Here is a 20,401-nt window from a genome sequence, read left to right as displayed (position 1 = left end):
GCGTCGGGCTGTGAGCGGGTCGGGGATTGGAGCGGGGCATCCATTGTTTGGGGCATTAGTCGGCCGTGACCGTGGGGGGAGCGGCGGCTTCCCGCGCGACGAGTGCCGCAATGCGGGCGACGGCCTCGCGCAGGGTGTCGGGCGAGCAAGCTAGGTTGAGGCGGGCGAAGCCCGCTCCGCCGAGCCCGAACGACGCCCCGCTGTTGAGGGCGACGCGCGCATCGTCGAGAATGCGCTGGTACGGATTGTCCCCGAGACCGACGTGGCGAAAATCCATCCAGGCAAGATAGCTGGCGCGCGGCCGGTGATAGATCACGGCGGGCAGGTGTTCGCTGAGCAGTTCAGAAAGCAGCAGATCGTTGGCGACAATTTGATCGATGGCATTGTCGAGCCAGTCGGTACAACCGAACGCAGCGATGTTCGCGTGCAGGCCGAGAATGCTGGTGCGACAGGCGACTTCCTCGGGTAGCCGGCCCAACAGCTCGTTGGTCGCGTCATCGGCCGCGACCACGATGGCGCACTTGAGCCCGGCGATGTTCCAGCCTTTGCTTGCCGAGGTCACGGTGACCGCGCGCGCGCCGGCGGCCAGAGCCAGGGGGGCAAACGGAGTGAAGGTGGCGCCGGGGAAGGTGAGCGGAGCGTGGATCTCATCGGAGATGACGAAGACGTCGTAGCGGGCAGCAAGACGGGCGAGTTCTTCAAGCGTTGCCCTGGCCCAGACGATCCCGTGCGGGTTGTGCGGGTTGCAGAGGAGGAATGCATCGACGCCGGATGCGAAACTGTTTTCCAACGCCGCGAAATCGAACAGCCAGGTGTCACCGTGCTCGATGAGTGGGGTTTCGATGACGGTAGCCAGGGCCTCCTCAACGAGTTCGTAGAACGGCGGGTAGACCGGCGGGGTGATCGCGACGCGACCGCCCGCAGGCACGGCCAGTCTCAGGGCTTCAACGATGCCGACGCTCACGTCGGTCGCGAGGTGCACGTGGCTCGGGTCGACGGTCCAGCCCCAGCGGTCCAGGGCGAAGGCGGCGAAGGCCGGAGCGAGCGGGCCGGGCCCGTCGAGGTAGCCGGTGTCGGAGGCCTGCACGCGTTCCACCAGAGTGGCGACGATGGCCGGTGCCAGTGGATAGTCCATCTCGGCAACAAACAAGGGAAGTACGTCGGCGGGAAACCGAGTCCACTTGATGCTGCTGCGCTCGCGCCGGATATGCTCCAGCGGTGCGACCTTGATGACTGACATGACCACAGCATGTTCCAGCCGCCACGAATTAGCGAACACGTACGTAAACATTCGACACATGAGCGGATGCCCGCAACCCAGTGTTCCTTCGATCATTCATAGAGTCTGCTGCGGCGATCTGGCATTCGAGTGTGGAGCCATCTGACCGCGATCGGAGCGATCATGTGCGTCGCCCCATTCCTTCTATTCTCCTGGGCCGCCCAATACCTGCCGTCGGGGCTATCGAGCATCTACAACGCAACCACCCCGATCGCCACGATGCTCGTAGCACTGGCGATCCTTCCCGACGAACGGCTCACCAAGATCAAGACGGCAGGACTGTTTGTCGCTGCGGGCGGTGTGATCGTGGTCGCGGCCCCATGGGACACCATTGCTGATACAGCCAACGGCATGTTCTTTTGGGCGCAACTAGCCTGCTTGGGTGGGACAACCTGCTACGGCCTCGGCTTCACCTACACACGGAGATTCCTGCGTCACTACGACTATGACGCGGTCACCGTCTCCGCCTCGCAGATCGGAGCCGGAGCGGCAATAATCCTGCTGCTCACGCCGTTTATCGGTATGAGTCCCGTCTCGGTCACGCCCGCTATCGTCGTGAGCGTGGTCGTTCTCGGTGGCATCGGAACCGGTATTGCCTACGTCTGGTACACCAACGTTATCATTGCCTGGGGTGCCACCAGCGCCTCCACCGTCACCTACCTCACCCCGATCACCGGCATCATCCTCGGAACACTGATCCTCGGCGAGACGATTTTCTGGAATCAAATCGTCAGCGGAATCGTCATCATCATTGCCATCCTGGTCGGCCGAGGACGACTCCGACCGCCTCACCACAAACAGCAGAAGATGCCCAAACTCCCCGAGAGACGACCTGCGGTCGCCGCGTTGACCTTATCTGACCCAGAAAGCCAACGCCTCAGGTCCGTCGGTGGTGACACTTAACGGCGCCAGCGCCCGACTGTCGCTTGCGTGCTCGCCAGTACGGTTCGTTCAGCCCGCCATTGTCCTGCGAACTGCGTCCGTATGCGGAACGGCGGGACGACTGCTCGACGGGTTTCGCATCGGTCCGCGAACGAGCATTACGGAGAGGGTTCAAGCCTGACAGTCGGAGCACGGCTGAGAGCCCTTCGGGTGTTCCCGGCCGATGTCGCTTGACCGCATCGCTGCCTGCCCGACGCGTCGCGAATCGTAGAGCGATCGCGACTACGATGGCGTCGTCGGCGTAACCGAGAACGGGTATGAAATCCGGAATGAGGTCGATCGGCGACAGCAGATAGAGAAAAAGTACCGCGAGCCAGATTCGAACCCCGATCGACACGGTTCGATCGGCGGCGAGGCGTTTCAGTAGCCGGGCGACGTCGGGCGCGAGGCGCAGCAGATCACGCAGTGAAGCACCGCCAGGATGCCGGCGTTGCTCGATCCAGAGAACCAGAACAAGGGCCAGCCACAGCATCAGCAATCCGCCGAGCACGCTCAGAACGACGTCCCACCGGGTCGTCATGAGCTGCCCCCGTTCGAACGAAAAATACTGAGGGCCTCGCGAGCCGTGTAATAGACGATGACGTAACCCGCGAGCGGGTCGGCACCCAGACCGCAAGCACGATGAAAGTCACCCCGATCATCCGCAGCGCGCGGAGCCTCCGCGCCTCGCCCGTCCCGGAGAGCTCCCAGAGGGCGACCGTGCTGGCGCCGGTTTCGATCAGACTGTCGAGCCCAAAGCCGACCAGGGCCCCCGAAGCCGCCGCCGCCGTCGCGAGGGAGGCCAGCACGATGACGCCGACGAGGTTCCACCCCAGCACGATCCATTCCAGAGCCTTCCCCCCGCCCAACGAGCATCGCCCCGTGATCGATGGAGGTCATGCACTGATTCTTGCAGTCCACGATCGGATTCGGTTGCTGACAAGACAGCCGCGCTTGCGCTGCAGCCAAACGTCTCGGCCGTCAGAAAAACGACCGCATAGGAGTGCCTCTGCCACATCGCGCTATCTGCCGTGTGAATTGCGAACGCGGGGAAGTGCCCCGCTTTGCGTGGAGGACGTAGGCGGGTCGAACTGCCGCGCCACGACGAAATCCAACAGTGCCACGATCACAGTGGGACCGATGAGAAGTCCGACAGCGACCATGATCACGATCGCCGGATGGCCCACCGACAGATGCGGGCTGGCAACAACGAGCGCACAGTGGCAAATCAGGTAGAGCTCGTGCAGCATCATTCCCCCCCCCCTCACGCACTTCTCTTATCGCTCGCCGTACCCGTTGCGGCCACGGTCACATGTATCCGTAGCCGGAACGCTGAACGGGGCGGATCTGGGCCGGGTCGTGGTGCGGTGGCACGATCCTTAGAAGTCGTGGTCGCGCAGCCAGGAGAGGAGCTCGCCATCACGCCGGGAGGTGTCGGCCTGGTGCCAGGTGCCGAGGTCCAGCTCATCGACGAGGAGGCCGTCGCGCAGATAGACGACGCGGTCGGCGCGGGCAGCGCACGCGGGGTCGTGGGTGACCATCATGATCGTGGTGCCGTCGCGATGCACGCCGGTGAGGGCGTCCAATACGTCGAGGGTCATGCTGCTGTTCAGGGCCCCGGTGGGCTCGTCGGCGAAGAGCACGGCGGGCTTGGTGGCCAGAGCCCGGCAGATCGACGCGCGTTGCAGCTGGCCGCCCGACACCTGGGTGATGCCGTGGTCGGCGACGTGCGCGATGCCGAAGCGCTGGAGCATCGCGTCGACGCGGGCTTCGACTTCCGCGCGTTCTTTGGGCTGTGCCTTGAGCGCGGGCAGCAGGATGTTGTCGCGCAGATTGAAGTTGGACAAGAAATATGCCTGCTGGAAGATGAAACCCATCTTCGTGAGCCGGGTGCGACTCATGTCGCGATCGCTCAGCTCTGTGAGGTCGAGGTCGCCGAGGCGCACGTTACCCGCGGTCGGCCGGTCCATGCCGCTGATGCAGTACAACAGCGTCGATTTTCCAGAGCCCGAGGCACCCATAACGGCGAGGAATTCGCCCTGGCGGACGGCGAGATCGATGCCGTTAAGCACCCGGGTGGGCGGCTCCGTCGAGTGGTAGGACTTCTCGAGGGCGGTCGTGACGAGCGCGGGAGAAGTCGTGGGGGCTTCAGAGAGCGTCATGGGTGATCCATTCGGGGAGTCGTGATTCGGGGTGCGTGGATCATGCGCGCAGCCACGCGCTTGTGTCGCCGCGACGCAGCCGCGACGACACGGCGACGGCACTGATCGTGCCGACGGCGATGAGCAGCAGCGGGTAGGCCACGTAGACGAGCAGCGGGTTCGGGATAAACGCCAGGCTCGAGATGCCGAGACCGGCGAGCGAGATCGCCGCGCCTACAAGAGCCTCGCCAAGGGTCGCGGCGACGACGACGCCGAGCACGGTACCGATCACGACGGCGAGAATCGCCTTGAACCGCAGCTGCGCCGCGAGCTCCGAGCCGGAAAATCCGAGCGCGGAGAGTATGCCGGAGCGGCGCTTCTCGCGGGCGATCCGCAAGGTGAGGTTGAGGGTGGTGATGAGCGCGGCGACCCCGATCGCGAACACGATGGCGAGCACCGCCGCGTTGAAGAAAGCATTAGTGACGTAGCTGAGGGTTTGCGAGACGTACTCGCCCATTGGTACGACGGTCATGGCCGGGAACTGGTCGCCGTAGTTGGTGGCGATCGCGGTGGGGTCCTGCCCTGCGGAGGTGGTGGCGTAGTAGATGTAGCCGGTGACGACGCCGGTCGCGTCGCCCGACATCTTGGCGGTCTGGCCGCCGCTGGTGATGTCCTGATAAATACCGGACACCGTCAGGGGCATCTCGCTCCCGTCACGGCGGACCGTGAACGCCTCGTCGACGTCGACACCGAATCGGTCGGCGTTGAGCACAGACAGCGCGATCTCACCGGTGGAGGGTGGCCCGCCTCGCAGGTACTGGATCGTGTCCCCCGAGTAGTCCCCGACCTCGACGCGCATCGACTCCCATCCCTCGATCCCACGCGTCTCGACGAGTTCGTTCGCGAACCTGCGCACCTGGGCGAGACGGGAGTCGGTGGCGAGGGCCGTCTCCGCTTCCTCCCGCACCTGCTCCAGATCGTCGGAGAATTGCAGGTCGATACGCAGGTCGCTCTCGGGCGCACCCATATAGGTAACGAACTTCGGGCTCTGGAAGGTGGTGAGCAGGTTAGTCGGTAACGTGATGAGAACCACGGCGAGCATGAAGACGAGCGGCAGCAACATCCACTGGCCGACCTCGGTGCGGAGGTCGACGAGTGAGATTCGGCGGCCCAGGTCTCCGCCGCCGTACGAGGCAAACGCCGAGCGGCGGACTCGGCGGGCGAGCCGCTTCGCGCGTCGGGCGGTCTGGTGCTCGTTGAGGGTCGAGCCGTGGACTAGGGCGCTGACGACCTCGATGCGATTGATGATGCGCAGCACGCGGCGGCAGATCGCGATAACGACGAGGAACACCAGCACGAGCGCGGCAATCGGGGCCAAGAAAGTCAGGGCAGTGACGGGGGCGGTGGCGTAACTCGCCTGCATGCCGCTGGTGAGCGCCTGCGACGCAATGACCGCGAGCCCGCCGCCGATGACGCAGGCGATGAGCGTCATCGCGCTGTATTTCGACAGGTACAGACCGGAGATGGTCGAGTTCGGCAGGCCGATCGCCTTCATCGCGCCGATCTGATGAACCTCGTCCTGCAACGTGCCGCGGATCACGAAGCGCACGTTCAGGAGGGCGATGGAGATGAGCAGAAGGCTCACGAACATTAAAGCGATCGCGACCAGGCCATCGCTGATGGCATTGATGATGCGAATCATGTCGCCGGTGACGGCCTGCCCGTTCTTCGGCAACGACTGATCCGACTCATACGCGGCCTGAAAATTGCTCGTCTGTGCCGGGTCGGCGAGCCGGTACTCGACGATGATCTCGGAACTGCCACCGGTTGTGCGTAGTCGCTCAAAATCGGCGTTGGAGACGAGGAACCGCGTCGCGGAGGAGAGCGACGAGGCCATTTGCGAATCGCGCACAAAGCCCCCGATGACGAAGTCCTCGATGCCGACATCGGTGCGGATGCGCAGTTCGTCACCGGCTTGCAGCCCGAAGCGCTGTTGGTAGGCGACCGGCACGAAGGTCTCGCCGTCGGCCGGGTACGCCATGGTGCTGTCGGCGTCGAGGAGGAAGTCGAACGCGGTGTTCTGCGTGACGAAGAGGTTGTCGATGAGGCTCGCCGACAGGGTGCCGGACTCCGTCGTTCCCGGGCGGACCCAGGCGATCGCGGCGCTGTCGTAACCGACCATGTCCTCGATGAGCCAGGAGTCGATCTCCGGATGCGCGGTAGCGAAGGCATCCAGTGCCGCTTCGTCGTAGGCACCCTTATGCATCTGCAGGAAGTGCGGCGGCTTGGCTTGATCGAATAAGGCGTTCACCGAGCCGAGCGTGCGCTCCATTACCATCGCACCGCTGGCCATGAGGAAGGCACTGAGGACGAGGACCACGAGCAGGGAGCTGTTGACGCCGCGGTTCCTGCGCAGGTCGTTGAGCGTGTATTTGACGTACATGTGTTGCGGTGCCTCCCCAAGACAAAATCAAAAATACCATGGACTGGAGCGACACCCGGGTGAGCACCACGTGAGACACGATGTCGAAGACGATGTTGAACAGTTCGACGCCGGTGATAACCAAACCGCCATACGAATGCCCCAAGACAACCGGCGCCACCGGAAGCGCGTCCACGACACTCTGCACAGCCACTGTGTCGTTCGTGAGCGAGCCCCGATGCAGACGCGGAGCGTGCGCACGAAGAACGGCTGTCAGACGGAGTCGCGTCACTGGGCGATCTCGGGGTCCCAGACGGATACGCAGCTGCAATTCTTGCGTGGTACTCCGTTATCCACCTTGCCTCGAATGACTTGCCAGCCGTTTTGCGCGAGTTCGCCCGCTGCATTTCTTCTGGAGGCAGCCTCCTCCTCGGTTTCAGCCCAACCCCTTGGGGGGACAGATGGCATGTCGGCGAAGAGTGGTCAGCGTGATGGTTCGGTCAACGTCATGACGACCATGGGCATTTTCTCGCGGCCCTCGGTGGTGGGTGCTTTGGATATCCACACGACGAGGGCCCCGGCGATGGCTAGGGGTCCATCGCTTGACTAAGAAGGAGAAGGCCAATGAGGGCTCCCATGGCGGGATCGATGCTGAACAAGGTGCCGATGACGCGCGCGGACGTGATGCGAGCCGCGCTGTAGGGGATCACAACGCCAATGGCCGCGGAGAGAGCGAGCAGGCCCCACACGGGCGGCTGTACATTTTCGATCTCGGTGATTCCCCACGGCAAGGTGAGTGCTCATTGCGCTAGGGACCGTCGACCCCTGGAATGCCGCTGTATGAATGAAGTCCGTTGAAGAAGAGGTTTACTACCGTGAAGTTGAACAGAACGGTGCTGAAGCCTATGATCGCAAGCCACGCCGTCCGGGTACCACGCCAGCCCCGGGTCGCTCGGGCATGGATATATCCGGCGAACACGACCCAGACGATAAACGTCCACACTTCCTTCGTGTCCCAACCCCAGTAGCGGCCCCAGGCCTGCTCGGCCCAGATTGAGCCGGCCATGAGGGTAAAGGTCCAGAACATAAAGCCGATGATGATCACCCGGTAGGCACGGGATTCGAGCTTGTCAGCAGTAGGGAGCGTGTCGAGAAAGTGGGCACGTTCCCGCTTTCCCGTCCCGCGCCGCGCCTGGAGCACCTGCATGATCGAAAGGCCAGCCCCGACGGCGAAAAACGCGGTGCCGAGTGAAGCGACAAAGACGTGAATGACTAACCAAGCTGATTGCAACGGCACCGCAAGCGGGACGACGTCCACATAAAAGTTGACCGTCGCTAACCCGAGCAGGATCGCGACGATACCGGTAATGAAGGTACCTAAGAATTGAAGGTCGCGCTTGAAGTTCAAGAGGAGAAACATCCCGGTCATGATGCCGGTGCCGACTAGAGCGAACTCGAACATGTTCGACCACGGCACGTATCCATTCGCGATACCACGAAGAACTGTACTAGTGACGTGCAACATCCATGCGATGACGGTGAGGGCGACTGCGACGCGGCCGAAGCGCGTACCGCGTCGGTCCGGGAGAGTGGGGATGTCAATGTGCTCGAGCACGGCGGTGCCGGGGACGGTCCCATTTGCGGCGGCAAAGACCGGCGGAACTTCGCGCTCGGACGAAGTGAGGCTGTCGCCGTGCACCGTCACATCCTGGGCGGCGAGGGCACGAGCGGATCGGGCCGAAAGGTCGACGGTGAAGGCGACAAATGCGAGCACATAGACGGCGATTGCGGAATAGGTTGCGACGAGCGAAAGGGTCGCAAGCAGATCGGTCATCATGGCTATAACCATACGTCGCTCCATCGGCAGGGCCAGAATCCGAGCGGCAGAATCTGGACCAACACACTCATCAGACACACGACCCGATCAAATTCGTCGCCGTCGAAACCTTTCCCACAACGACTTCTACACGTCCGCCACCCGCCACCACGTGACGACCAAGGCGTGCGCGCCACGGGATGAGGATCAACACCATCTATGTGAAAGGTTTGCTTGAACCACACGACGCAGGTGGTCGCTAACGTTGGATCCAACCTCCAATTTCTTTTGCGGTCACCCGGCCGGAACACATGCCCGCGCCGCTCACGGCACCATCCGGGCTCACTTGTGAATCGAACACGGCTTGTCCTAGTGGCAGGCCGAGCAGGCCTGGCGAGAGAGCTTGGCGACCGTGTCAATCACGGATCTCGCCGGTGGCGTTGACGCGCTCAGCGGCCAGAACCTCAACGAATTCGTTGAAAATATAGACAGGAAAGTTGGTCAGGACATATGAAAATCGCAGTTTTAGGAGCTACCGGAACGGCCGGCACGCGCACGGCGAGTCTGTTTGCGAAGAAGAAAATTTCCGTGCTTGCGGTTTCCCGTTCAACCGGCGTCAATCTCATCACCGGCGAGGGACTGAACGACGCTCTGCGCGGCGTCGATGTGGTGATCGACGTCTCCAATGCCTTCCCGCAGGACGATGCAATGGGACTGCATGAGGCGCTCACCTCAGCGACCCGGAACGTTGTGGAAAATTGCGCCGCTCAAGGAGTGGACCACCTGGTGTTCCTATCCATCGCCGGAGTAGAAGACACCATATTTGATGTTTTTTCCTGCGGCTCCACGAAAACCTCTGACCACATCCGCTGGCGCGTTGACCCAAAACGATATCCGACACGACAGGGCGCATCGCGTTAAACAAACCTTCGCCGGGGCGAGTGCGAATGAGGGCAACGATTGGCACGTGCAGCCACCGGCGCCGCGTCAGCGCAATGGACAGGGCGCCGGGCGCAGCTTCTCGAACCGAAAAATGAACGCAAACTCTGCGATCGCGAGCCGGACTGATGATCGCCTAGACGCGCCGTTCGTGTCGACGGGGCTTGAGGCGCTCTGGAGCGTCGGAAGTTTCAACGAAGTCGCAGGTGAATTCCCCTTCGTAGCCGAACAGGAATCCAAAGACACGGTTTCGCACGTCGAGTCTGATTCGGTAGACGTCCGCTGCGTCGTCGTAGGATTCGTGCAGTTCTGCCCGACCGCTGAACAGCATGGGAAAACGGAACGCGACGGGACCCTCGTAAAAGCGCTGAGCACCCGAACGCAACCGCAGTGACCCGTCCGGCTGGACCGACAGGTCAAGGTCGACTGCCAGATGCTGGTGCGTACCCAAGTAATCAAGGACCTTGCCGCCGCTGAGGACCATAGTCGCGTCGAACCGGCTGGGCTGATCGCGGACCTGGTACTCACGCACGAAGGTGACGGTCTCGCGCCCGTAGGGGTCGAGGTAGGGGTAGTTCCAGATCGTGAACGGTGCGTTTGTGCCGAGATCGGGAATGAGGATATTGCGAATCTTCCCGAGGCGCAGAAATGGAATCGTCCACCATGGCCCTCGGCTGATCTGCAGCATCGTGCCGCGGCCGATGCACGCGTAGCCGGCCTCAAGACCGACTCCGAATCGTCGTTGCAACATCGGATGCAACCGGTCGAAGTCAACGCCAAGGGCCTCGTGAAAAATTGATGTCACGGTGCCTCCAGCGTGTGCAGGGATGTGGGGGCCAGAGCCATGGTGTTGCCGTGCCTGGGTGTCCGCCGACATCGCGCGGCCTTCGGCCGGGTCGGGCGCCAGAACGCGAGGACGGACCGGATCGTCCACCGCTCTGGCGGTGTTCCGGTCTCGACCCAGATTCGTAGGCGGTCAAAGCTCCACGCGGTCATCCATTCGATAATCCGTCGCATGACCAGTCGGTCGATCAGCCGACCCCACCCCGGCTCATAGTCAAAGCCCGTTATGAACGTCGTCCCCTGTGACGTTGAAATGTACCGCCAGTAGCCACGTCCTGCTCGGAGCGGCGAAAGGCGGTCATCCGTAGTAAAACGCAGCGCCGACGTCAGAGTTCCGTCGGGCCGCTGCTTCTCTCCGAGCGACGTGCCAGTCCCCACAATCGTATGAAAGAGCAGCCGACGCTGGTAGATGAAGCGGCTGCCACCGGTCGGAAGCGTCGCGATAGGGGTGATAGTACTGAAACGCAGATCCCACCGTGGATGTTGACCCGGGTCTTGAGTCAGCTGCCACACACGATCAACATCGGCTTTGATCTCAATCTCAACATAGATCGCTTCGCCGCCCATGAACCCAGCTTGCCTCACCGTAGACAAAGGCCCGAATCGCGCGCCTCGAAAAAAAAATAGCCGGTCACAAAAGGTCAGCTGCCGTAACGGGTGCGTTACGGTTGCTTGGATTTCCAGCGAATTTCACCATCCTTCTTCGATGAGGTCGCGTGTAGGCCTTGATTCGCGCCACCTTCATGGAGGGCTGCTGCTCTGGATGAATGTGCGCTGTGAGGCGGTGGACGCCGTCCAAATAGGAGATGAGCCAATATCTGATCAGCGTTCCAACCCCCGTCACGGGCTTCGCCGAGATCGGGAAGTATTGCCGCTTCGAAGAGTTTTTCATATGCGCTGCGTAGTTCTGTCGTGACCATGGGGCCTTCTCTCACGTCTTGTTCTGTCGTCTGGGATCAGCGTCTTGGCCACGCTGGATTGCTTCAGCGATCTGGGTGATCCGCTGTAGCCGTGCGTCCCAGGACGCCCCGACGGTGGAAAGCTGCGCTACCGCGCGAGCGAATTGTGCATCGTTCAACCTGTAACGCGTCTCGCGTCCGATGGGCGTGGCAGAGACCAAGCCCGCACGTTGCAGTACCCCAAGGTGCTTGGCGACGGCCTGACGTGTGACGGGTAATTTGTCGCTGAGGCTGGTTGCCGTGCCATCGCCAGCCGCCAAGAGCATGTCGAGCATGCGCCGCCGGGTCGGGTCCCCGATCGCAGACCACAGGTCATCGTCGATTACAGCCGTCATTGGGCGGCCACCAATTGCCCGAGATAGTCGCGAAGACTGGCAAAGTGCGTATCCCAGCCGACGGAGTGCTCCTTGTATTGCTCCTCGAGAACGGCAGCCTCCCAACCCATTTCGCGGAATCCCACCTCGGTCAGACGAACCACGGTGCCAGTGCCAGACGGCACGAGCTCGAAGGTCACCAGCAACGAGTTCGCAGCGGTCGCGACCTCAGCGTGGGGATAGACCCAACGGAAGGAAAACAATCGAGGCTGTTCAACGTCAACCACGGTGATGGAAGCGACCTCTGCCTCACCTTTGGCCTTGTCGCCCCAAACAAGCTCACCGATGGCACCTGGGACAGGCTCCAGGTCTGCCTCAGCATGCCACCATTCCCGGATGTGCGCGGGGCTGCTGATGACTGCGAAAACCACCTCGGGCGAGGCGTCGATGCGGAACTCGCGTTCGATGCGTCCGTACTCCATTTTCATCCAACCTTCTGCAATGTTTGGTTGCACGTCACTATAACGCCGTGCAGACGACTCCCGCAACCGAAGGTTGCCTGATTGAGCGGAAATGCCGGACGTTATCGACCACGCGAGCGCCCGAAAGAGGTAAAGCGATCGGCGCACCCGAGACGCTAATCGCCGACTGTCGCGCAGTTGCTGTATTGGAACCCCCACGGTACGGGGCGACACGTGGGTGCTTGCCTAAACGCTGGGTGGCGTGCTCAGAGATTGGACGTGAAGAATGTGACCGCTTCGGCTGCGACCCGTGATCGCACACCCGTGGGATCCTCTCGGTCGCCGAGGAAGACGTAATGCCCGATATCCGAGCCAAGACTCTCTCCGTGGGCGTGAGGAATGAGGTCCCGGTAAAGGAGCGCGTTGTCTTCCGGCGGCGTGTTGTCGTCGGCGTCCCCCCAGCGCACCAAAACCGGGGCAGAAATATGCTGTAGTGATTCGGGGATCAGGAGCCTCCCAATCGCGGGCGCCAGAAGGATCCCTGCCCGCACACGCGTGTCGGTCATCGATCGTGCACCGGATTCTACTAACGAGGTCAACTCGGCATCGGAGTACTTGCTCCGTAGCGTTTTAATCAGGTCGGGAAACTCCGGCACATCAGGAGCGGGAATATGTCCCTGGAACATCGCATCCATGATGTGTCCGTCAATCTTGCCGCCGAGCACCGCCGTGACGGTGTAGCCCCCGAACGAGAATCCGGCCGCACCAATGCGCCGAATATCTATGTCACGCTCGTCCACGAGGTGGTCGATGAGGAGGGTGATGTCTCGCGCTCGCTCCCACGCGAACGTGAATCCTTCGACGAGGTACTCGTCGTTGTAGCTGTTACCGGGGTGATCGACCGAAGCTACGAGGAATCCCGCGTCGTTGAGCGGTTTCGCGAGCCAGTCCAGGTCCTCTCCCGCTCCACCCGTGCCGTGCGACAGCACGACGACGGGAGCAGGAGTTGATCCATTCGTCGGCCAAATGCGCGCTTGCAGCGAACGGGGCTCGGCCGGCACCGACCAGCTTGAACGCGAGCGGTCTAGAAGCTGCGTAATCTCGGGGTTCATGCCCGAAGTTTAGTGCGACCGCTTCCGACGCCGTCCGTATAGGGAACCTTCTACGGGACGAGCTCTTTGAGGCGAGGCCGGTTTCGGGCGTACCGCAGGAATTGCTGCCGATGAAGAAAAGGGTTTTGAGTCGATTCCCTAACGCCATCAAAGGGAATGGGCGCAGGATGTAGGTCCCGTGACAGGAGCCTCATCAATAGGATGGGGCCATGGATAACAAGATCACCACGCGTCTTATCCCGGTCGTTTCTGCATTGTCTGTCGCCGCTTTTTTTCTTTTTGCGGCGCTCTGGGTGAACGGCAATTTTCCGTTTCACAATGCGCTGAGCATTGCAATTGTGCTCGGCACGGGCACCTATCTTGCTATGGCCAAGGGATCGTCGCGGAAGGCGAAGTTCGACTTGACCGAAAAGCCCGCACGACTGCAGTAGGGCAACTCCCGATGACGGCTATACGGTATTCGTTCGGTGCATGGTGCCTATCAGCGCGGACCGGCAGCCGCCGAACGCTTCACGACGGCAATGCCGGCCGGGCGTCCGGATACGAACTTGTGCAGCGTGGCGTTGACACTCGCAATTTCCGCAGTGGTCAGCGACTGCTCGATGAAGCCGTGCAGTGTCGCTTCGACTGCCCGAATGCTGATGTCCTTCTCCCGACCGGCATCGGTTAGGGAGAGGATCACCCGCCTCCGGTCGTCGACTGCGGGCATCCGCTCGAGTAGGGTCGCGGCCACCAGGCCATCCACCAACCGGCTGGGGCTCCCGAGCTCACAGACCAGCAGCACTCCGAGGTCGACGAGGGAGAGCGGCCCGTGATCGGCCAGCACGCGAATCACCTCGGCCTGGGACGGTGACACTCCAAGGGGGCGGAGGAGGTCGAGCAGGATACGGTTGCCTTCGCGCTGGGCGGCGAGAACGAGAAATCGGAGCTCTTCGGCGGGATTCACGACGCGACGCTGTGAGCCGACGCGTCGACCGGCTGCAGGCTGTCCATGAAAGCGCGGATCGTGTTGGAGTACAGGGTTGGGTGCGTGAAACGGAACATGTGGCCAGTTCTCGGCAACACAATTTCTGACGACTGACGGATGCCATCCAACAGCTGGCGCGAAGCGTGCACGCCGACCAGTCGGTCATCGGCCGGCGTGAGCACGAGCGTTGGCACCTGTACCAGAGCCAGGTCGTTGAGCAGATTAAATTGTGTAACGGACGTCACTCGAGCGGTGTAGCTCGATCGCGGAGTGTTCTGCACAAACAGGTGTCGGTAGTCGTTGTGCGTGTGCGGCACTTCTGCCGTGGCGTCGAAATGCGAAGCGAGCTGGGAGGCGTGAAACCGGAGCGTGCCGTGCCGATAGAGGGCTCCGTTGGCAAACCGAGACAGCTTGGCCGCGACGCCTTTCCACCTCGGAAGAGGGTTCGCGGCGAACCCTCCGGACAGCACGAGTCCCACGAGGCCCTTTGGCTGGCGGATGGCAAGAGCGAGGCTGATGACGGCGCCGAAGGAATCGCCCACCAAGACGTAGGAGTCGAGGTCGTGAACCTGTTCGGCCAGAAAGTTGGCGTAACCGTCGACATCCTTTAAATCCTCGGGAAGTTGCATGGTGCGAGTCGGAAGACCATCGAAACCGTGAAGGACCTTGAGGTCCCACGGAGCACCCGAAAAGCACGGCACACACACAACTGTCGGCGGCACGGGCATATCGAACTTCGATGATGTGTTTTTGAATGACATGTCATCAATATATAGCGGACGGCGACAACTCGATATCCCGCGGCGGCACCAACTATGCGCGGTGCGCTCGAGGTGACAACGCTCGCGGGCCGCGGGCACGGTCAGTGGTTGAACAAAAGTGCTTGGCCGATGATGCGGGCTCCGTCGGGAAATGCCCCCGGGTTCGGCCCGGAGTAGTTGAGCCTGATGAAGGGGCCGGTGGCCTCGGCCGGGAACCAACTCGAGCCGGCAGCGATCAGTACCCCGGCGGCTTCGCAGTCTGCGACCAGCCGCTCGAGGTTTGTCCCGTCGGGCAGGCGAGCCCACAGGTTGAGACCACCAGCCGGAACCGTGGTTATGTGGGCGTCGGGTGCATGCTCGCGCAGACTCGTCAATAACAGATCTCGCCGTGCCCGCAGTTGCGGGCGAAGATTGCGGAGGTGGGTCTGCCAACCGGGCTGGGTGACGACGTCGAGCACTGCGGCTTGAAGGAGTCCGCTGACGTACATCGATTCGGCGCCGCGGTCGGCGAGAATGCGTTCCTTGGCGGGACCGCGGGCAATAATTGCCGCCACACGAAGGGACGGCGAGACGCTCTTCGTGAGGGATCGCACATAGACGACATGGCCGGCGTCATCGCGCCCGGCGACAGGATGCGGATCGGTATCGATGCCGAAGTCATGGGCCCAATCGTCCTCGACCAAGAAGGCGCCGTGCGCCCGAACGACGTCGAGGATGTGCGTCGTGGTGGTCTCTGACCACTGTGCGCCAGTCGGGTTCGCATAGGTGGGTTGTGCATAGAAGACGCGCGAACCAGTTTCCTGGAACGCCCGAGAGAGCTCGTCGGGATCGGGCCCCTCGGGTCCCGATGGAATCGGGACAACGTCGACCCCGGCTTGAGCCGCAGCCTGGATCGCGCCCCAGTACGTGGGCGATTCCATCAGCAGCGGCGCACCAGTGGTGACCAGAGCACGGAAGATCGTGGCCAGGCCACTTTGACTTCCGGGCAGCACGATGACATCGCTGGACAGGGGAGGAGTGACGCCGACCGGTGTTGCGGAGCCAAGCTCGTGGGCAAACCAGGACTGCAGCTCCGGAAGGCCCGCGACGGGTGAACGCGTCAGCGCCGCCTCGCTTCGGGCCGCGCGAGCCAGCGCTGACCGGACCAACCGCTCCGGCAACAGCTCTCGGTCGGGATACCCGGAATGCAGAGCGATGCTTCCCTGCGGAGCTGCACGTAGCGCAGGGCTCAGCCCGCTGAGGTGACTGTTCGGGGAACGCATAGCTGCGGTCTGCCAGCTGAAGTCGAGCGGACGAGCCGTACGCACCGCGCGAACGAACGTGCCGGAGCCGGGCCGGGTTTCGATCAAGCCCTGCGCCGCGAGAGTGCGCAGGGCTTTCTGCACCGTCACCGGGCTCGCCCCGTACTCGGCGACGAGCATCCGGCTGGTGGGCAGCCGGGCGCCCGGCCCGCGGCCAGCGATCCACTCGCGCAGTGCGGCCACGATCCGAGAACTGCTATCGTTATCCATGTCAGATCATAATAGCGCTATCAACCGGATGCCCGCACCGCTATCACCGTCCCGAGCCGGCCTCGCCTGGGGTCTGCTCGGCGTCGCCGCGTTTTCTTTCACCGTTCCCTTCACCCGCGTCGCCGTCGAGAGCATGTCCCCGCTGTTCATCGGCTCCGGCCGCGCTGTCATCGCTGCCGTGCTTGCCGCGGCCGCCCTGATCATTACCCGGCAACACGTTCCTCGCGGCAACCAGTGGTTTCGCCTCGCCGTCGTCGCGGGCGGCGTCGTCGTCGGGTTTCCCCTCCTTACCTCATTCGCCCTCATGACGGCGTCGGCCAGCCACGGCGCCGTGGTGATTGCGCTCCTCCCTGCAGCGACGGCCGTCATGGCTGTCATCCGGGGAAAAGAGCGACCACCACTGCCGTTCTGGATCATGGCCGCACTCGGGGCACTGGTCGCCGTGGCTTTCGCATCCTTGCAGGGTGGCGGAGGCATCCGCTTGCAATGGTCAGACCTGCTCCTATTCGGTGCCGTCGCGGCCGCCGCCATCGGCTACGCCGAAGGAGGCCTGCTCGCGCGCGAGATCGGATCCTGGCAAACCGTATCGTGGGCCCTCGTTCTGGCCGCGCCCCTCATGGGCGCCCTGACGATAATTGCTATCGTCGACCAGCCACCTACCGGCACGCTCACCCAATGGGCGGCGTTTGCTTACCTCGGAGTGGTGAGCATGTTCCTGGGATTCTTCGCCTGGTACCGCGGACTCGCCATCGGGCCCATGGCCCAGGTCAGCCAGGTGCAACTCACCCAACCCGTCCTCAGCATCCTCTGGGCCGCAGCCATCCTCCACGAAGGGCTCACCTGGCAGACCATCATCGGCGGCATCGCGGTCATCCTCTGCGCCGGCATTGCCATACGAACGCACCGGGGTCGCGTCGCATGGCACGGGAGCGGGAAAATGCCTTCTGGAGGCGGTTATTTCTAGCGACGCAGCGGCAGCACTGTGGGTAGCGGATCCAAATCCCCGAGCCCAGGCGTTCTACCGCAAACATGATTTCATTCCAGACGGAAGTGTCAAGGAAGAATATGGAATCAAGGAGATTCGAATGGTTCGACGGGGACCGAGCGAGCTACCAGAATCTGAAAACGCACCCGATCGCGCCTGAACACTCGCCGCGTTGATAGCTGTCTCTCGCCATGACCGCTGAAGGAGCATGACATGCCTCGATTTCCACCGATTGAGCCGTATGCCACAGGACGAATGGACGTCGGCGACGGCCACCGGGTCTATTGGGAGACCAGCGGCAACCCTGCTGGCACGCCCGTACTCATGCTTCACGGCGGCCCCGGTTCTGGAACCACGCCGGGCGGTCGTCGAAACTGGGATCCAGCCCTCTACCTGATCGTGCAGATAGACCAGCGCAACTGCGGGCAGAGCACCCCGCTCGCAAGCGACCCCGCAGTGAGCCTCGAATTCAACACCACCGAACACTTACTTGCCGACATCGAGCAGTTACGCACCCTGCTGGGAATCACCCGCTGGGTGCTCTGGGGAAGATCCTGGGGCTGCACCCTCGCCCTCACTTACGCCGAGACCTACCCTCAGCACGTGCGTGCCTTGGTGCTGGTCTCCGTCACCATGACCCGGCGCAACGACGTGCACTGGCTGTACCACGAGACCGGCCGCTACCTGCCAGAGCAATGGCAACGCTTCCGCGCGGGAGTCCCCGTCGCCGAGCGCGACGGCGACCTCGTCGCCGCATACGACCGCCTGCTCAACCACAGCGACGACGCCACCGTGCAACACCGGGCAGCGCAGCATTGGTGCGATTGGGAAGACGCCGCCGTCTCGCTCGAACCGGGCTGGGCGCCCAGCCCCCGTTTCACGGACCCGCAGTTCCGGCTACAGTTCGCCCACATCGTGTCGCACTACTTCTCTCATGGGGCCTGGCTTGAGGAAGGCCAACTGCTGCGTAATGCCGACCGTCTCGCCGGAATACCCGGCGTCCTACTGCACGGCCAGCTCGACCTCGGCGGCCCCGTCGATGTGCCTTGGCTGCTGGCGCAGGCCTGGCCCGATGCGACCCTGCGCGTGATTGGTACAAGTGGGCACCAGGGCAATATCGAGACCGCCGAGCGGATGATCGCCGCCGGCCGCCGATTCGCCGACGCGCCCTGAACAATATGGCACGGCCTAAATCAACGCGGCCCGCGTTAAAAGGAGCAACTCCACCGGGAGACCTGGGACCAGTGACCGGTGGCTTCATGTTCAGTTCTGATAAGGGAATCCCAAGGGGAGCGAAAAGTGCCGACGTCAGCGGGCGGCCTCCCTTCCGTCGAGACTGCGGGTCAGTGCGGAAGATCTCCCCAGCGCAGGCCGCCGGCAGCCAAGAGGACATCGCCGCCTGCGCCCGTAAGACGTTCTACGCGGGCGGGGTCGTGCTTGCGGAACCGGGGCGCGGAGCGCACGGCCTCCCGTCGCAATGCGACCGGGTCCGGCCAGATCAGGTTGTTGCAGTATCAGCCGCATCCGCAGGAGTCCCAAACCAGCCGAGCCCCGGCAAGAACCGCGGCCCGGACTTCCTCTGGTTCGAGTGCAAGTCCGTCTGCCTCGTCGAGGGGATGGCCATCGAGATCGTACAACGTGGTGCCGCTGTAATGACCAGGCGTCACGTCGGGCGGTTCGAGGATCTTTGGAGGGGTGGCCTCGACAGCGGCGACGATCTCCGCAAAAGTCGGCCGCTTCGGTCCGCCCTTGTTCCACACAGCGAGATCATTGCACAGACCAGGCAGGTGGGAGACAGGCGCCGCTCACTTCAGTGGCCGCCCGATGTCGATGCTCTGGCTCGCCGCTCTCGGTTGGGAGCCGGTGGTGCGTTGACCGGGTGACATCGCCATCGTTCCAGAGCAGCTGCGCGATGCGCTGCAGCGGCGCCACTTTCAGAAGCCGTCTGCACAATTCTCAGTATCCTTCCACGCTGCCGACTCATAACCGTAAGCTGAACCCTCTACGGGACACCGATCACGTGATTACTGGACACCCTCTATTGCGCATGATTCGCGGTCCTATGGACCGAACCGGCCGCTGATCAGGTCGTGTCGCCTGGTTACTTCGTGGATCGTGTCCAGGGACTCACGCTTTCCAGCTGGACGTTGACGACGCTGGGGCCAGCGAGGAGAGTGCCAACGGCCGTGAAGTCCTGCTGAGGGAGGATGCTGTCGGTCGGATCGATGCCGTTGAACTGTCGCACGCTGACCCGCCCCGAGTTTAAGGACGAGAAAACTTCCGGTTGCTCAGCGCCCGCGTACAAATAGGCGTCGTAGCCGCCGGTGTCGGGCAGTGCGGGAAGCGCCGAAATGGGTGACACGGTAATGGACCAGTCACCCGCGCCGGCCTCAACGCCTATCCAGCCCGCCGGGCCAACAGTGGGGTCCAAGCCATAGGCCACGCTGGCGGAATCGCCCTGGTAATCCGCCGTTCCGGCTTCGTGGAAAATGCCATCCTCCCCATAAACCTGCGCATAGGAGTCCTCATTGGCCCAGTGGCCGGGTGCCCACGTGATTGTGTAGAAGCCAGATTTAGCGTCGTCGGGAAAGACAATTTCATCAGCACCGCTACCGGTCACGGTGAAAGCCTCGAACGTCCCGAATGTCTCGTCCGCCCAGGCCTGAGCAGATTCTTGCGCAGTGGGTTCATCCGTCTGGGCGGGAGTTGAAGTGGCTGACGATGATGAATCGGGTGCGACGGGTTGCTGTGCTTGGCAGCCGGACAAGACAACAGCCGTTGCGGTTGCTGCGGCCAATACGAATGTCACACGTTTCATAGAATCCCCCTTGTTTTTTTGCGCCTTCTCCGCGTTGAGATGACGTCGTCGGCTGCGCCTTGGCGACCCACTGCTTAAGTTTGAGTTTTGCACTGCCCCAGCTCGTTGGACAATTCGACAGGTGCGGTCGCGTGTGCGAGGCATCTGCGTGG

Annotated in this window: 22 protein-coding genes; 5 read left to right on the top strand and 17 right to left on the bottom strand. The window is 62.6% G+C overall.

The annotated features are described in order from the left end of the window. Positions 1–55: 55 nt before the first annotated feature. On the bottom strand, positions 56–1,240 hold the full coding sequence (locus tag CJ028_RS04385; protein ID WP_105034228.1) for a MalY/PatB family protein: 1,185 nt from the start codon (positions 1,238–1,240) through the stop codon (positions 56–58). Between the two features lie 129 nt (positions 1,241–1,369). On the opposite strand from CJ028_RS04385, the gene CJ028_RS04380 reads away from it, so the two are divergent. Then, positions 1,370–2,182, top strand: coding sequence for a DMT family transporter (locus CJ028_RS04380; RefSeq protein WP_105034045.1), 813 nt, complete (start codon positions 1,370–1,372; stop codon positions 2,180–2,182). Here the strand turns inward: CJ028_RS04380 and CJ028_RS22045 are convergent. From CJ028_RS22045 to ccsB, 6 genes are all read right to left on the bottom strand, one after another. Continuing rightward, positions 2,157–2,741 carry a YkvA family protein gene (locus CJ028_RS22045; protein ID WP_105034044.1) on the bottom strand — a complete coding sequence of 195 codons (585 nt, stop codon included), beginning with the start codon at positions 2,739–2,741 and terminating at the stop codon, positions 2,157–2,159. The genes CJ028_RS04380 and CJ028_RS22045 overlap by 26 nt on opposite strands. Before the next feature lie 481 nt (positions 2,742–3,222). Then, positions 3,223–3,453: a hypothetical protein gene (locus CJ028_RS04370; RefSeq protein WP_105034043.1), complete on the bottom strand. Its 231-nt coding sequence runs from the start codon at positions 3,451–3,453 to the stop codon at positions 3,223–3,225. Positions 3,454–3,579: 126 nt separating this feature from the next. Continuing rightward, positions 3,580–4,362 (bottom strand): ABC transporter ATP-binding protein, encoded by a 783-nt coding sequence (locus CJ028_RS04365; protein WP_105034042.1) that lies wholly within the window; start codon positions 4,360–4,362, stop codon positions 3,580–3,582. A 40-nt stretch (positions 4,363–4,402) separates the two neighbouring features. Beyond that, positions 4,403–6,784, bottom strand: coding sequence for an ABC transporter permease (locus CJ028_RS04360; protein ID WP_105034041.1), 2,382 nt, complete (start codon positions 6,782–6,784; stop codon positions 4,403–4,405). A 566-nt stretch (positions 6,785–7,350) separates the two neighbouring features. Next, positions 7,351–7,554, bottom strand: a complete 204-nt coding sequence (locus CJ028_RS20600; RefSeq protein WP_129590379.1) for a DMT family transporter — start codon at positions 7,552–7,554, stop codon at positions 7,351–7,353. Between the two features lie 17 nt (positions 7,555–7,571). After that, positions 7,572–8,600: a c-type cytochrome biogenesis protein CcsB gene (gene ccsB, locus CJ028_RS04350; protein ID WP_205683932.1), complete on the bottom strand. Its 1,029-nt coding sequence runs from the start codon at positions 8,598–8,600 to the stop codon at positions 7,572–7,574. Positions 8,601–9,089: 489 nt separating this feature from the next. Here ccsB and CJ028_RS04345 point away from each other — a divergent pair, with 489 nt between their 5' ends. Continuing rightward, complete coding sequence (locus CJ028_RS04345) at positions 9,090–9,500, top strand: SDR family oxidoreductase (RefSeq protein ID WP_105034040.1); 411 nt, start codon at positions 9,090–9,092, stop codon at positions 9,498–9,500. A gap of 154 nt (positions 9,501–9,654) precedes the next feature. Here the strand turns inward: CJ028_RS04345 and CJ028_RS04340 are convergent, their stop codons facing one another. The 5 genes from CJ028_RS04340 to CJ028_RS04320 form a co-directional block, all read right to left on the bottom strand. Beyond that, positions 9,655–10,323, bottom strand: coding sequence for a DUF4166 domain-containing protein (locus CJ028_RS04340; RefSeq protein WP_105034039.1), 669 nt, complete (start codon positions 10,321–10,323; stop codon positions 9,655–9,657). Continuing rightward, positions 10,320–10,928 carry an SRPBCC family protein gene (locus tag CJ028_RS04335; RefSeq protein ID WP_105034038.1) on the bottom strand — a complete coding sequence of 203 codons (609 nt, stop codon included), beginning with the start codon at positions 10,926–10,928 and terminating at the stop codon, positions 10,320–10,322. Before CJ028_RS04335 ends, CJ028_RS04340 begins: the two co-directional genes overlap by 4 nt. A gap of 364 nt (positions 10,929–11,292) precedes the next feature. Next, complete coding sequence (locus CJ028_RS04330; protein ID WP_105034037.1) at positions 11,293–11,655, bottom strand: ArsR/SmtB family transcription factor; 363 nt, start codon at positions 11,653–11,655, stop codon at positions 11,293–11,295. Beyond that, positions 11,652–12,122, bottom strand: a complete 471-nt coding sequence (locus tag CJ028_RS04325) for an SRPBCC domain-containing protein (RefSeq protein ID WP_240607082.1) — start codon at positions 12,120–12,122, stop codon at positions 11,652–11,654. Before CJ028_RS04325 ends, CJ028_RS04330 begins: the two co-directional genes overlap by 4 nt. Positions 12,123–12,361: 239 nt before the next feature. Continuing rightward, the gene (locus CJ028_RS04320) at positions 12,362–13,207 is read right to left on the bottom strand and encodes an alpha/beta hydrolase family protein (RefSeq protein WP_105034035.1); all 846 of its coding nucleotides are present in this window, start codon (positions 13,205–13,207) and stop codon (positions 12,362–12,364) included. A 209-nt stretch (positions 13,208–13,416) separates the two neighbouring features. Here CJ028_RS04320 and CJ028_RS04315 point away from each other — a divergent pair, with 209 nt between their 5' ends. Next, positions 13,417–13,638 (top strand): hypothetical protein, encoded by a 222-nt coding sequence (locus CJ028_RS04315; protein WP_105034034.1) that lies wholly within the window; start codon positions 13,417–13,419, stop codon positions 13,636–13,638. Between the two features lie 50 nt (positions 13,639–13,688). Here the strand turns inward: CJ028_RS04315 and CJ028_RS04310 are convergent, their stop codons facing one another. The 3 genes from CJ028_RS04310 to CJ028_RS04300 form a co-directional block, all read right to left on the bottom strand. Further along, a complete protein-coding gene (locus CJ028_RS04310; protein ID WP_105034033.1) occupies positions 13,689–14,153 on the bottom strand; it encodes a MarR family winged helix-turn-helix transcriptional regulator in 465 nt (154 codons plus the stop codon). Further along, a complete protein-coding gene (locus CJ028_RS04305) occupies positions 14,150–14,803 on the bottom strand; it encodes an alpha/beta fold hydrolase (protein ID WP_240607081.1) in 654 nt (217 codons plus the stop codon). Before CJ028_RS04305 ends, CJ028_RS04310 begins: the two co-directional genes overlap by 4 nt. 233 nt (positions 14,804–15,036) lie before the next feature. Then, positions 15,037–16,446, bottom strand: a complete 1,410-nt coding sequence (locus CJ028_RS04300) for an aminotransferase-like domain-containing protein (RefSeq protein WP_105034032.1) — start codon at positions 16,444–16,446, stop codon at positions 15,037–15,039. Between the two features lie 28 nt (positions 16,447–16,474). Between CJ028_RS04300 and CJ028_RS04295 the strand changes: the two genes are divergently transcribed. Together CJ028_RS04295 and pip are read left to right on the top strand one after the other, a co-directional pair. After that, entirely contained in the window at positions 16,475–17,410 is a 936-nt protein-coding gene (locus CJ028_RS04295; RefSeq protein ID WP_240607080.1) for a DMT family transporter, read from the top strand. A gap of 234 nt (positions 17,411–17,644) precedes the next feature. Beyond that, positions 17,645–18,604, top strand: coding sequence for a prolyl aminopeptidase (gene pip / locus CJ028_RS04290; protein ID WP_105034030.1), 960 nt, complete (start codon positions 17,645–17,647; stop codon positions 18,602–18,604). Positions 18,605–18,945: 341 nt separating this feature from the next. Here the strand turns inward: pip and CJ028_RS20590 are convergent, their stop codons facing one another. Together CJ028_RS20590 and CJ028_RS04280 are read right to left on the bottom strand one after the other, a co-directional pair. Further along, positions 18,946–19,191 (bottom strand): hypothetical protein, encoded by a 246-nt coding sequence (locus CJ028_RS20590; protein WP_129590377.1) that lies wholly within the window; start codon positions 19,189–19,191, stop codon positions 18,946–18,948. A gap of 341 nt (positions 19,192–19,532) precedes the next feature. After that, positions 19,533–20,249 carry a hypothetical protein gene (locus CJ028_RS04280; protein WP_105034028.1) on the bottom strand — a complete coding sequence of 239 codons (717 nt, stop codon included), beginning with the start codon at positions 20,247–20,249 and terminating at the stop codon, positions 19,533–19,535. Positions 20,250–20,401: the final 152 nt, after the last annotated feature.

It is taken from the genome of Cryobacterium aureum (assembly GCF_002954245.1).
GTDB classification, from domain to species: domain Bacteria; phylum Actinomycetota; class Actinomycetes; order Actinomycetales; family Microbacteriaceae; genus Cryobacterium; species Cryobacterium aureum.
Note: the sequence above shows the minus strand (reverse complement) of the source record. Positions and strands in the feature narration are given on the sequence as shown.

What these genes read in the sequence shown, in the direction of transcription:
- CJ028_RS04385 (WP_105034228.1), bottom strand. Translation starts at nt 1,240, where the DNA reads ATGTCAGTCATCAAGGTCGCACCGCTGGAGCATATCCGGCGCGAGCGC.
- CJ028_RS22045 (WP_105034044.1), bottom strand. Translation starts at nt 2,741, where the DNA reads ATGACGACCCGGTGGGACGTCGTTCTGAGCGTGCTCGGCGGATTGCTG.
- CJ028_RS04370 (WP_105034043.1), bottom strand. Translation starts at nt 3,453, where the DNA reads ATGATGCTGCACGAGCTCTACCTGATTTGCCACTGTGCGCTCGTTGTT.
- CJ028_RS04365 (WP_105034042.1), bottom strand. Translation starts at nt 4,362, where the DNA reads ATGACGCTCTCTGAAGCCCCCACGACTTCTCCCGCGCTCGTCACGACC.
- CJ028_RS04360 (WP_105034041.1), bottom strand. Translation starts at nt 6,784, where the DNA reads ATGTACGTCAAATACACGCTCAACGACCTGCGCAGGAACCGCGGCGTC.
- ccsB (WP_205683932.1), bottom strand. Translation starts at nt 8,600, where the DNA reads ATGATGACCGATCTGCTTGCGACCCTTTCGCTCGTCGCAACCTATTCC.
- CJ028_RS04345 (WP_105034040.1), top strand. Translation starts at nt 9,090, where the DNA reads ATGAAAATCGCAGTTTTAGGAGCTACCGGAACGGCCGGCACGCGCACG.
- CJ028_RS04335 (WP_105034038.1), bottom strand. Translation starts at nt 10,928, where the DNA reads ATGGGCGGCGAAGCGATCTATGTTGAGATTGAGATCAAAGCCGATGTT.
- CJ028_RS04330 (WP_105034037.1), bottom strand. Translation starts at nt 11,655, where the DNA reads ATGACGGCTGTAATCGACGATGACCTGTGGTCTGCGATCGGGGACCCG.
- CJ028_RS04325 (WP_240607082.1), bottom strand. Translation starts at nt 12,122, where the DNA reads ATGAAAATGGAGTACGGACGCATCGAACGCGAGTTCCGCATCGACGCC.
- CJ028_RS04320 (WP_105034035.1), bottom strand. Translation starts at nt 13,207, where the DNA reads ATGAACCCCGAGATTACGCAGCTTCTAGACCGCTCGCGTTCAAGCTGG.
- CJ028_RS04315 (WP_105034034.1), top strand. Translation starts at nt 13,417, where the DNA reads ATGGATAACAAGATCACCACGCGTCTTATCCCGGTCGTTTCTGCATTG.
- CJ028_RS04305 (WP_240607081.1), bottom strand. Translation starts at nt 14,803, where the DNA reads ATGCAACTTCCCGAGGATTTAAAGGATGTCGACGGTTACGCCAACTTT.
- CJ028_RS04300 (WP_105034032.1), bottom strand. Translation starts at nt 16,446, where the DNA reads ATGGATAACGATAGCAGTTCTCGGATCGTGGCCGCACTGCGCGAGTGG.
- CJ028_RS04295 (WP_240607080.1), top strand. Translation starts at nt 16,475, where the DNA reads ATGCCCGCACCGCTATCACCGTCCCGAGCCGGCCTCGCCTGGGGTCTG.
- pip (WP_105034030.1), top strand. Translation starts at nt 17,645, where the DNA reads ATGCCTCGATTTCCACCGATTGAGCCGTATGCCACAGGACGAATGGAC.
- CJ028_RS04280 (WP_105034028.1), bottom strand. Translation starts at nt 20,249, where the DNA reads ATGAAACGTGTGACATTCGTATTGGCCGCAGCAACCGCAACGGCTGTT.